The organism is Polaribacter atrinae, from assembly GCF_038023995.1.
GTDB lineage: Bacteria > Bacteroidota > Bacteroidia > Flavobacteriales > Flavobacteriaceae > Polaribacter > Polaribacter atrinae.
Genome location: NZ_CP150660.1, coordinates 2,094,739 through 2,105,770 on the forward strand (window position 1 = coordinate 2,094,739; position 11,032 = coordinate 2,105,770).

11 protein-coding genes are annotated in these 11,032 nt (G+C 31.1%); 2 read left to right on the forward strand and 9 right to left on the reverse strand.

Annotation, left to right across the window (positions count from 1 at the left end; translation table 11 throughout):
- Positions 1 to 239 precede the first annotated feature (239 nt).
- Entirely contained in the window at positions 240 to 713 is a 474-nt protein-coding gene (locus tag WG945_RS09185; protein WP_068447253.1) for a CYTH domain-containing protein, read from the forward strand.
- A gap of 3 nt (positions 714 to 716) precedes the next feature.
- Here WG945_RS09185 and trhA read toward each other — a convergent pair whose 3' ends face one another.
- Together trhA and WG945_RS09195 are read right to left on the reverse strand one after the other, a co-directional pair.
- The gene (gene trhA / locus WG945_RS09190; protein WP_068447254.1) at positions 717 to 1,355 is read right to left on the reverse strand and encodes a PAQR family membrane homeostasis protein TrhA; all 639 of its coding nucleotides are present in this window, start codon (positions 1,353 to 1,355) and stop codon (positions 717 to 719) included.
- Positions 1,352 to 2,116 (reverse strand): lysophospholipid acyltransferase family protein, encoded by a 765-nt coding sequence (locus WG945_RS09195; protein WP_068447456.1) that lies wholly within the window; start codon positions 2,114 to 2,116, stop codon positions 1,352 to 1,354. The genes trhA and WG945_RS09195 overlap by 4 nt, the downstream gene beginning before the upstream one ends.
- Before the next feature lie 195 nt (positions 2,117 to 2,311).
- Between WG945_RS09195 and trpS the strand changes: the two genes are divergently transcribed.
- Entirely contained in the window at positions 2,312 to 3,280 is a 969-nt protein-coding gene (gene trpS, locus WG945_RS09200) for a tryptophan--tRNA ligase (protein WP_068447256.1), read from the forward strand.
- A gap of 66 nt (positions 3,281 to 3,346) precedes the next feature.
- On the opposite strand, the gene WG945_RS09205 is transcribed toward trpS, so the two are convergent.
- The 7 genes from WG945_RS09205 to WG945_RS09235 form a co-directional block, all read right to left on the reverse strand.
- Positions 3,347 to 3,841 (reverse strand): DUF1761 domain-containing protein, encoded by a 495-nt coding sequence (locus WG945_RS09205; protein ID WP_068447257.1) that lies wholly within the window; start codon positions 3,839 to 3,841, stop codon positions 3,347 to 3,349.
- Between the two features lie 117 nt (positions 3,842 to 3,958).
- Complete coding sequence (locus WG945_RS09210) at positions 3,959 to 4,945, reverse strand: DUF4837 family protein (protein WP_082864132.1); 987 nt, start codon at positions 4,943 to 4,945, stop codon at positions 3,959 to 3,961.
- A gap of 183 nt (positions 4,946 to 5,128) precedes the next feature.
- Positions 5,129 to 6,418: a lytic transglycosylase domain-containing protein gene (locus WG945_RS09215; RefSeq protein WP_068447259.1), complete on the reverse strand. Its 1,290-nt coding sequence runs from the start codon at positions 6,416 to 6,418 to the stop codon at positions 5,129 to 5,131.
- Between the two features lie 8 nt (positions 6,419 to 6,426).
- Positions 6,427 to 7,188 carry an exodeoxyribonuclease III gene (locus WG945_RS09220; RefSeq protein WP_068447260.1) on the reverse strand — a complete coding sequence of 254 codons (762 nt, stop codon included), beginning with the start codon at positions 7,186 to 7,188 and terminating at the stop codon, positions 6,427 to 6,429.
- Between the two features lie 78 nt (positions 7,189 to 7,266).
- Positions 7,267 to 7,923: a 3-oxoacid CoA-transferase subunit B gene (locus WG945_RS09225; RefSeq protein WP_068447262.1), complete on the reverse strand. Its 657-nt coding sequence runs from the start codon at positions 7,921 to 7,923 to the stop codon at positions 7,267 to 7,269.
- Between the two features lie 5 nt (positions 7,924 to 7,928).
- Positions 7,929 to 8,627, reverse strand: a complete 699-nt coding sequence (locus WG945_RS09230; protein WP_068447264.1) for a CoA transferase subunit A — start codon at positions 8,625 to 8,627, stop codon at positions 7,929 to 7,931.
- 134 nt (positions 8,628 to 8,761) lie between these two features.
- On the reverse strand, positions 8,762 to 11,026 hold the full coding sequence (locus WG945_RS09235) for a penicillin-binding protein 1A (protein ID WP_068447267.1): 2,265 nt from the start codon (positions 11,024 to 11,026) through the stop codon (positions 8,762 to 8,764).
- Positions 11,027 to 11,032: the final 6 nt, after the last annotated feature.

An 11,032-nucleotide genomic window follows, 5' to 3' on the forward strand; every position in this document is an offset into this window, starting at 1 on the left:
TTAAACGTAAACATGCTAGTATTAGTACACTTTTTAACCATATTTCTATTGATGTTTGTTCTTTTTTATAAAACATTCATCTAAAAAGAATACGTATAGAGGATGACAGTTTATTATAAAAAAGTACTTTTGTAATGATTTTTAAAAGAAAATCAGTCTGATTTTGTGTTTGGTGTTTATCAAAATAAAAAAAGAACCTTACCTACTAGTACATTTAAATTATCGCAAAAAAACATTTTATGAGCGTAGAAATAGAAAGAAAGTTTTTAGTACAAAACGACGATTTTAAGAGTGAAAGTTTTGCTCAAAAAAGCATTAAACAAGGGTATTTAAATTCTGATAAAAATAGAACTGTAAGAGTTAGAATTGCTGATGAAAAAGCTTTTATGACTATTAAGGGGAGGTCTAACGCAACAGGAACAACTCGTTTTGAGTGGGAAAAAGAAATTGACAAATTAGAAGCAGAAAACTTACTTTTACTATGTGAACCTAGTATTATTGATAAAACAAGATATTTAGTTAAAGTAGGGAATCATACTTTTGAAGTGGATGAGTTTTATGGTGACAACAAAGGTTTAACAGTTGCAGAAGTAGAATTATCTTCAGAAAACGAACTTTTTACCAAACCAGATTGGTTAAGCGAAGAAGTTACAGGTCAGGTAAAATACTATAATTCTAGCATTAGTAAACATCCTTTTAAAAATTGGGATTAAAGATTACAAATAATAGATGGCTATAAAATGACTGATGCTACCTAATAAAACAAATACATGAAAAATTGCGTGGTTGTAAGGTATTTTTTTAATGGAATATAAAACCGCACCAATGGTATAAAAAACACCTCCGCCAATTAATAAGTTCAAATTAAAACTTGGTAAGGCAACCATTAATGGTTTTATAAAAAAGACCACTTGCCATCCCATTAAAAGATACATTGCTGTAGAAATTTTATCGAACCTTCCTGTAAAAAATAACTTTAAAATAATTCCTGTTAAGGCAAAAATCCAAACTGCTATAAACATATACCAACCTAGGTCAGAGTCTAAAGCTACCAGGCAAAAAGGGGTATAACTCCCAGCAATTAAAGCATAAATAGCTGCATGATCAAAAATATTTAATCGTCTTCTTTTCTTCGGATTTTTTGCCGCATGATAAAAAGTGGAAGCAGCATATAAAACAAGTAAACTTACCCCATAAATTACAAAACTTGCAATATCCCAAAAGTTAGAATAGTTGGTTGCTTTTACTATTAAAAAAGGAAAAACAATACTACTTGCAAGCAAACCTAAACCATGAGACCAAACATTTAAGCGTTCTTCTGTTTCTGAATACCCATGATTTAATTGTTCTTTCATTTTTTTCTATTTGTATCTTTCATGTACTTTTTATCACTAGCCAAATCCTTGTAAATGATATTAAATACTTTGTCTTTTAATTGATCTCTTTCTTTAATAGAAAATCCTTTTGTTGAAATAAATTTATGCTGGCGCACTCTAAAAACGCCCATACCTCCTTTAAAAACATCCCAAGAAAACAAACGTTTACAATCGTAATAAACTTGGGGTACAATAGGTATTTCAAACTCTATAGCTAAACTGAAAGCCCCTTTTTTAAATGGCGCTAAAACTACATCTTCTTCTGGCACTAATCCTTCAGGAAAAATAGCCATACTTACTCCGTTTTGCAACCTTTTTTTAGCCATGCTAAAAACTCTCCTTCTACTTTCTGGATTATTTCTATCAACCATAATAACAACTCGTTTATAAAAGAAGCCAAAAACAGGTATTTTAACCAGCTCTTGTTTACCAACAAATACAATAGGGTTTTTACTAATAGCTATCAAAACAAAAGGATCCATTAAAGAAGTATGATTTGGGCAAAACATATAACTTTTATTCGGTTCTAATTCTTCATCAAATTGTACATTTAAACGAAAACCCATTCCGTAAATTAGAACTTTAGATAAAATTCTAGCAATTCTCCAAAAAATATGATAGTGCGCTTCTTTAAAAGTGAATAACAATAAAAGTGGAGACATCACTAAAATAGTTATGATCATTAAAAGGTAAAACCACAAACGCCAAATTAAAAGAAAAGGAACCTTAAGGTACTTCATAGAATCAATAAAAGTTGCTAGATGATTTAAAATAGTAATCACTTAAAAAGAATAAAGGTATTCTCTTAAATTCTACTAAGAAACAAAAATACTAATATTCTTTTGTTTGATAGGTTTTCTTAAACAAAACCTTATTTTTGTAATTGCGGAGAGCAAATTAGAATCTCTCAATCAAAAAAAGATAAAAACAACGTAATGTCTAGAATTTTAACAGGTGTACAAAGTACAGGAACTCCACATTTAGGAAATTTATTAGGAGCTATTTTACCAGCAATAAAAATGGCAAATAGTCCAGAAAATGAATCTTTTATATTTATTGCAGATATGCATTCTTTAACTCAGATTAAGGATGGAAAAGAATTAAGAGAAAACACATACAGTGTTGCTGCAACCTGGCTTGCTTGTGGAATAGATATTAATAAAACCATATTTTATAGACAAAGTGATATACCACAAACCACAGAGTTAACTTGGTATTTAAGCTGTTTTTTTCCTTACCAAAGATTAACTTTGGCGCATGGATTTAAAGATAAAGCAGATAGATTAGGTGATGTTAACGCTGGTTTATTTACCTACCCAATGTTAATGGCTGCAGATATTTTATTGTATGATGCAGAAATTGTACCTGTGGGTAAAGATCAATTACAACATTTAGAAATGACACGTGATGTTGCTAATAGATTTAACAATATTGTGGGAGAAACATTGGTTCCGCCTCAAGCAGAAATTCAAAAAAACACAAAATTAGTTCCAGGAATTGATGGTGAAAAAATGAGTAAATCTAGAAATAACATTATCAATATTTTCTTACCAGATAAAAAGTTAAGAAAACAAGTAATGTCTATTAAAACGGATAGTTTAGGTTTAGAAGATCCTAAAAACCCAGATACAGATAATGTTTTTGGACTCTATAAATTATTAGCTTCTGATGAGCAGATTGCAACAATGAGAGCAAATTACGAAGGTGGTAATTATGGCTACGGACATGCAAAACAAGCTTTATATGAATTGATTCTTGAGCAGTTTTCTCCAATAAGAGATCGTTACAATCACTTTATGGAAAACAAACACGAAATTGATGAAGCTTTAAAAATTGGAGCTGAAAAAGCGACTGTAGTTGCAAACGGAGTACTAAAAAGAGTAAGGTCAAAAATTGGTTACTAAACCAATTTTTACCTATATAAAAACCACGCTAAATGCGTGGTTTTATTTTTTAGATATGCTTTAACTCTATGCCCATTCACATATAATACCTCCCATAATTGCCAAGGTTACCATCCAATAACCAGCGTTAATAGCAACATATTTTACAGATTTTCTTTCAAACATTGCTATAATTGATAAAATTGGTGAGACAAAAAATACTCCAGTCAAAACACCGTGTAATACACCGTGTTTAAATGTTCTATAATTATTTCCATACTTAGTCATAAAGTCTTCAAAATAAGCCAACGTTTCACCTTGTAATTCCATTGAACCGGATTCTAACATTGTAGAGAAAACACCACCTTGATGAATTACTAGTGATTGTAAAAGGAAAGCAATAAAAAAACTAAATATATAACAGAATATAAATGTTAATATCATATTCTTGCCCGCTAAAGACTCTTTAGTAAACCCCATTTCTTTCATCCAAATATTTCCAAATAAGGGACCATACCATACAAAACCAATAAATAAAGGGACTAAAGCCGCTAAAAGAAAGATGTAAATATTCGTTTCCATGATTAAAAAAGTTTTTGGTTGAATACCAAATATAAGTAATCTGAAATTAGCAATTTATTCCATAAAAAAAAACGAAAGCATTTGCTTTCGGTTTTAATAATAATTTACAAAGTACTTTTATTGAATCTTCATAGATTTTGCAATTGCCTCCAACTCAAATAAAAATGCTCTTTTATTTACAGAAGGTGCATAAGTAAAGCCTTCAAAAACAATTAATCGATTGTTCTTTTTATCAACCACCGTATAATTTAAAAATGGTCCAGCCATAAAATCGTTTTTCACCTCCCACTTACCACGAGTTTCATAAGCTTTTTTACCATCTATAACTGCATCAAAAGTAAAAGGAGTATATGCTTTTTCTGTAATCATGTGCATGGTTTCTGGATCTGAACCAGGTATGTATTTTTTACCAATTCTGTTTCTAACAGCTACAATACTATCCAACACTTGTGTTTCATCTTCTAAAGGAACAGAATACACTAAAATATTATTACTACCTGTTTTTGCAATTCCGCTTGATAAATGTTGACGTAACCATAAAAAATCTCCTGTATCATCTACCGTATTAAATTTATTATTAATGGTTAATGAAATTCCTAAATTTTGTAATGTTTTAAATTGAGAATCATCCAATTTGTTTTTTGAAAACAAATTTTGAAGCATATTTACATCTGATTCTATAAAGGTTTTAATAATTTCTTCTTGGTGCTTTTTAAACATTTTTACAACACCCGCTTTATCTTTTGCATAGACATAAACAATTGTTTGAGGTTGTGCATAAACATTATTTCTTACAAAGTATTCTTCTTCGTCTGCAACACCAATAACCATAATATTTCTACCAACCTGCATCATTGTTCCAAATCCGTTTGGCGCTACTTGTGAGACAGATAAAAGAGGCTCTGGTTGTGGCAAACCTACCATTAATTCTCCAAAAGAATTTCTTATTTCTTTACCAATATCACCAGCCCAATCACTAGCTTTGGTAACTACCATTACTTTGTTTACTTTACCAACTGATGATCGTAAAGTAATTTTATCATTACCTCCACCACATGAGGTTAATAAAACTGTAATTGCAAGTAGCGTAAATATTTTTTTCATGAGTTTCGTTATTTTTATATTATAAAGTTGGTTCTAACTTCTAAAAGTTTAACACCCCAAATACTGTTCCACTTTTAAAGTATTTCTAAGAAAAATAAAAATGTTTATCAGAAATACTTTAAAGCTGGTTTACTGTGTCTTTTTCGTATTCAATATAGGACTTATGGTTTCTTTATACAGTGTCTATTTTCCTAATTTCTTAGGATATACAGACAACCTCTGCCCTATTTTTAATCGGCTTGTTTTTAAACTATTCCAACGTTTTAGATCACTTACCCGAACACCAAATTTATTTGCTATTTTACCTAAAAAATCGCCACTTTTTACTTTATAGCGAATACGTTGATCCATTTCAAAGTATTTAGGTAAAGGTTTTTCTCTTTGTGCATCATCTGTATCTGCTAAAGCATAAATTTCTTTTTCTTTATCTAAAAACTCAATAACCTTATCACTTGGTAGTCTTAATGCATACTCTCTATCTTCTACAAACGGAATAATATCTAATTTATAAGACGGATTTAGTTCAGATAAAACATCTTCATCAATAGCGGTCTTCTCTGAAATTTGATCGAAACTAATGGTTCTTTTAATTTTAATAGTATCTGTCTGAAAATTAAAAAATTGAGGAAGTTCAGAATAAATATTATGTTCAGTTGCATATTCAAAAATATACATCGTTGCATAAAAAGCAGGTACATAACCTGCCGTTTCTCTTGGCAAATAAGGTCTTATATTCCAATAATTTGTATATCCACCAGAACGTTTTATTGCTTTTCTAACATTTCCAGGACCGGAGTTATAAGCCGCTAAAGCTAAATCCCAATCTCCAAAAACAGTAAATAATTGACTTAAATATTTACAAGCTGCAATGGTTGCTTTTACTGGATCTTGACGCTCATCTACATAAGAACTCACCTTTAAATCGAATTCTATACCTGTACCGTACATAAATTGCCACAAACCTGTTGCCCCAACTGGCGATTTTATTTTAGGTCTTAAAGCCGACTCAACAATAGCCAAATACTTCATTTCTAAAGGAATATCATATTGATCTAGATATTGCTCAAACATTGGAAAATAATATTTTGCCTTTGCCATTAAAGCTGGATAGTATTTTTTACGATATAGTAAATAACTATTAATAACGTTTTCTAAAGATGGATTAAACGCTAAGTTAAAAGGCGTTTTACTATTTAAAGCAGTAAGACGTAGCTTCAGTAAATCTGTTGTTAAAACAATACTTGTATTCCCTGTAATATCTATATCATTTATTACATAACTCAATGAGTCTACTAATGCCGAATTAAATTTTTCATCGACTAATAAGCTATCAATTGCGTCTAAATCTGCGTCAGAAAAAAAACTTTTTCTAACAGGTTCTTGTATGGTATCTTGGGTTATAAATAAACTATCTTTTTTTATTTGTGAAAAAATAGTATTCGTAAATAAGAGACATATAATAAGTTTCTTCATGTTTTATTTTAAATATCAAGTTCTAAAGCAATTGGACAATGGTCTGAATGTTTTGCTTCTGGCAAAATATATGCTCTAGAAATTTGCTCTTTTAAAGGTTCTGAAACCATAGCATAATCTAAACGCCAACCTTTATTGTTTGCTCTAGAATTTGCTCTATAACTCCACCAAGAATATTCTTGTTTTTCTTGATTTAGGAAACGAAAACTATCTATAAATCCATTTTTAATAAATTCACCAATCCACGTTCTTTCTTCTGGTAAAAAACCTGAAACACCTTTCATTTTCGGGTTGTGAATATCAATTTCTTCATGACAAATATTATAATCTCCACAGATTACTAAATTCGGAATTTCTTGTTTTAAATTGTTGATGTATTCTTGAAAATCATCCATGTATTTAAACTTAAAGTCTAACCTTTCAGAATTTGTCCCAGAAGGCAAATACAAGCTCATTACAGAAACTTTATCGAAATCTACACGTAAATTTCTACCTTCAAAATCCATAGATTCTATTCCGGTTCCATATTCTATATGGTTTGGTTTTTCTTTACAAAAAATGGCTACAGAAGAGTATCCTTTTTTTTGTGCAGAAAACCAATAATGATATGGATAACCTGCATTTTCAAAATCGGTAAGATCTAATTGTTCTTTATGGGCTTTGGTTTCTTGGATGCAAATTACATCTGGATTTGCAGCTTTTAACCAATCTAAAAACCCTTTTTTTAATGCAGCTCTAATTCCGTTTACGTTGTATGATATTATCTTCATGTATGCTTTTTAATTTCCTAAAAAAGAAAACACTCTTATTTTTATTTTATTGCTCTACTTAATAAATACTTAAAGACGTTAAACGTCCATTTCTGGTATTTCTCCATTTACAACCAAGGTACCTTCGGTTGCTTTCTTAATTTCTTCAACAGAAACTCCAGGAGCTCTTTCTAACAAATGAAATACATTATTCTTTACTTCTAATACCGCTAAGTTTGTTACTATTTTTGTTACACAACCAACACCTGTTAGCGGCAAAGAACATTTCTTTAAAATCTTAGATTCTCCACGCTTATTGGTATGCATCATGGCAACAATAATATTTTCTGCAGACGCTACTAAATCCATAGCCCCACCCATACCTTTTACCATTTTACCTGGAATTTTCCAGTTGGCAATATCTCCATTTTCAGCAACTTCCATAGCTCCTAAAATAGTTAAATCTACATGTTTACCACGAATCATCGCAAAACTCATGGAAGAATCGAAGAAACTTGCTCCAGGCATTGTAGTAATGGTTTGTTTACCTGCATTTATAATATCTGCATCTTCTTCTCCTTCAAAAGGAAAAGGGCCCATTCCTAGAACACCATTCTCACTTTGAAACTCAACTTCTATATCTTCTCGTACGTAATTTGCAACCAAGGTTGGAATTCCAATACCTAAGTTTACGTAAAATCCATTTTGAACTTCTTGCGCTATTCGCTTTGCAATACCAATCTTGTCTAAAGCCATAACTATTATTTTTGTCTTACCGTTCTTTGTTCAATTCTTTTCTCGTAATCTTTACCTTGAAAAATACGTTGTACAAATATTCCTGGAATATGAATATTATTAGGATCTAACTCGCCAACTTCAACCAACTCCTCTACTTCTGCAACGGTAACTGTTGCAGCACCACACATATTTGGATTAAAGTTTCTTGAGGTTCCTTTAAAAACTAAATTACCTGCAGCATCACCTTTCCAAGCTTTTACAAAGGCAAAATCAGCTTTAAAAGCAGGTTCTAAAACATACATTTTTCCATCAAACTCTCTGGTTTCTTTTCCTTCTGCAACTTCTGTTCCATACCCTGCAGGTGTATAAAATGCAGGAAAACCAGCTTGTGCTGCTCTACATTTTTCTGCTAAAGTACCTTGAGGTGTTAATTCTACCTCTAATTCTCCAGATAACATTTGACGTTCAAACTCATCATTTTCGCCAACATAAGAAGAAATCATTTTTTTGATTTGTTTATTTTGAAGCAATAAACCTAAACCAAAATCATCTACACCTGCATTGTTAGAAATACATGTAACATTTCTAATATCTAATTTTACGAGTTCTGAAATTGCATTTTCTGGGATTCCACATAAACCAAAACCTCCCAACATAAAAGTCATTCCATTTTTAACACCTTTTAAAGCATCTGCTACGTTGTTTACTTTTTTATTGATCATAATGTTCTTGTTTTAGAGCTTCTCGATTACGCGTGAAGCCACATTCTTGTAATTTACTGAAAAATAAATTTAGTGCAAAATAAAGAATTTATTGAAACAAAGAATCTCCTAACAAGTAGGAGACTCTTTTTAGACTAAAAATCGGTATCTTCTTCTATAGGTGAATCTTCATCATCAGAAGTATCATTACAATCAATATTTATTGATAAATTATCTGGTTTTTCAAAATCTGCTTTACTAACATTTAACGTTTTGTCTGCATAAACCTTTTGCATATATAACGCCCAAGATGGTAAAGCCATTGTAGCTCCTTGTCCCTTTGCAATACCTGCAAAATGAGTTGATCTATCTTCTCCACCAGTCCAAACACCTGTTGCTAAATTAGGTACAATCCCCATAAACCAACCATCCGATTGATTTTGAGTAGTACCTGTTTTACCTGCAATAGGGTTTGTAAATCCATAAGGATTCCCTGTAATATAATCTGCTCTTTTCCAAGATAGGCGTAAACGAACACCAGAACCAGATTGGGTAACTCCTTTTAATAAATCTAACACAACATAAGCAGATTCTTCACTAAGAACTTCTTTTGTTTCTGGTGTAAATTCTTCTAAAACGGTTCCGTTTTTATCTTCAATTCTTGTTAAAATCATTGGAGCAACTCGTAAGCCTTGATTTGCAAATGTAGCATATGCACTTACCATCTCTAATAATGATAAATCTACAGCACCTAATGCTATTGCAGGGTTAGCATCAATATGACTTTCTATACCTGCAGATGTTGCTAAACGAACTACATTTTCTGGACCAACCATATCTATTAATCTTGCAGACATTGTATTTACAGATCCTGCTAAACCATCTTTTAGGCTTAACATTCCTCCATACTTTCTACTCGCATTTTCTGGTGTCCATGCTTTTGGAATTCCATATTTTCCTTTTGGAATTGTATAAGGTATGTTTGGAAACTTATCACAAGGAGATAATTTTAATTGATTAATTGCTGCAGCATACACAAATGGTTTAAAAGTAGAACCTACTTGTCTTTTCTGTTGTGCAACTGCATCATATTTAAAATGTTTATTATTAATACCGCCTACCCAAGCTTTAATATGACCAGTTTGTGGTTCTATAGATAACAGCCCAGAACGTAAAAAGTATTTATAATATCTTACAGAATCTATTGGAGACATAATAGTATCAATATCTCCTTTCCAAGAAAAGACACTCATTTCCGTTTTTGTTTTAAAAACTTCATCGATGTATTTACTAGATTTTCCTGCAATTTTTAATCGCTTATATCTATCTGAATTTTTCTTTGCTCTTTCTAGAATTGAATTAATTTCAGATTGCTCTAAATCATAAAAAGGGGCATTTTTGTTTCTTTTCTGCTCCTCAAAAAAATAGGATTGTAGGTTAGACATATGTTCTTCTGTAGCTTCTTCTGCGTATTTTTGCATTCTAGAATCTATGGTTACATAAATCTTTAAACCGTCTCTAAAAATATTATACTCTTCACCATTGGGTTTTGGGTTTTCTTCTACCCATTTTCTTAAGTATTTTTGCAAATAGGTTCTAAAATAAGTTGCAGAACCATCACTGTGTCCTTCTTTATGGATGTCTAAACCTAAATCTAGTGCTTGTAAAGAATCTTTTTCTTGTAAAGAAATAAACTCGCTACGATTCATTTGTTTTAACACAACGTCCCTACGATTTTTTACACGCTCTGCTCTTCTTAAAGGGTTAAATAGTGATGCATTTTTTAACATACCAACCAACATTGCAGATTCTTGTACCTCTAATTCTTTTGGTTCTTTACCAAAGTAAATACGTGCTGCAGAACGAATACCCACTGCTTGATTTATAAAATCATACTTATTTAAGTACATTGTTAAAATCTCATTTTTGGTATATTGTCTTTCTAATTTTGTAGCAACAACCCATTCTTTTACTTTTTGACCAATTCTTAAAAAAATATTTCTAGAAGCTCTACCTGTAAATAACATTTTTGCCAATTGCTGCGTAATAGTACTAGCACCACCACTTCCTGGTTTTAAGATTGCTCTTGCAGTTCCTTTAAAATCAATACCAGAATGCTCAAAAAAACGTTCATCTTCCGTTGCAACTAATGCTTTTATTAAATTCTCTGGTAAATCATTAAACTTAATAGGTGTTCTATTTTCTGTAGCATATTTCCCTAATGTTTTACCATCTGAAGAAATAATTTCTGTTGCCAAATTGTTTTCTGGATTTTCTAATTCTTCAAACGTTGGTAATTTTCCTAAACCACCCCAAGAAGCTATTAAAAACAATAATAATATTGATGCAAATCCACCTAGAACTAGCAACCAAAACCATTTGATATATTTTTTAAAATCTGTTGTTTTCTTTTGTGTCATCTTCTA

Coding starts and splice junctions, on each gene's coding strand:
- trpS (WP_068447256.1), top strand. CDS start 2,312: ATGTCTAGAATTTTAACAGGTGTACAAAGTACAGGAACTCCACATTTA.
- WG945_RS09230 (WP_068447264.1), bottom strand. CDS start 8,627: ATGATCAATAAAAAAGTAAACAACGTAGCAGATGCTTTAAAAGGTGTT.
- WG945_RS09215 (WP_068447259.1), bottom strand. CDS start 6,418: ATGAAGAAACTTATTATATGTCTCTTATTTACGAATACTATTTTTTCA.
- WG945_RS09225 (WP_068447262.1), bottom strand. CDS start 7,923: ATGGCTTTAGACAAGATTGGTATTGCAAAGCGAATAGCGCAAGAAGTT.
- trhA (WP_068447254.1), bottom strand. CDS start 1,355: ATGAAAGAACAATTAAATCATGGGTATTCAGAAACAGAAGAACGCTTA.
- WG945_RS09220 (WP_068447260.1), bottom strand. CDS start 7,188: ATGAAGATAATATCATACAACGTAAACGGAATTAGAGCTGCATTAAAA.
- WG945_RS09205 (WP_068447257.1), bottom strand. CDS start 3,841: ATGGAAACGAATATTTACATCTTTCTTTTAGCGGCTTTAGTCCCTTTA.
- WG945_RS09210 (WP_082864132.1), bottom strand. CDS start 4,945: ATGAAAAAAATATTTACGCTACTTGCAATTACAGTTTTATTAACCTCA.
- WG945_RS09235 (WP_068447267.1), bottom strand. CDS start 11,026: ATGACACAAAAGAAAACAACAGATTTTAAAAAATATATCAAATGGTTT.
- WG945_RS09195 (WP_068447456.1), bottom strand. CDS start 2,116: ATGAAGTACCTTAAGGTTCCTTTTCTTTTAATTTGGCGTTTGTGGTTT.
- WG945_RS09185 (WP_068447253.1), top strand. CDS start 240: ATGAGCGTAGAAATAGAAAGAAAGTTTTTAGTACAAAACGACGATTTT.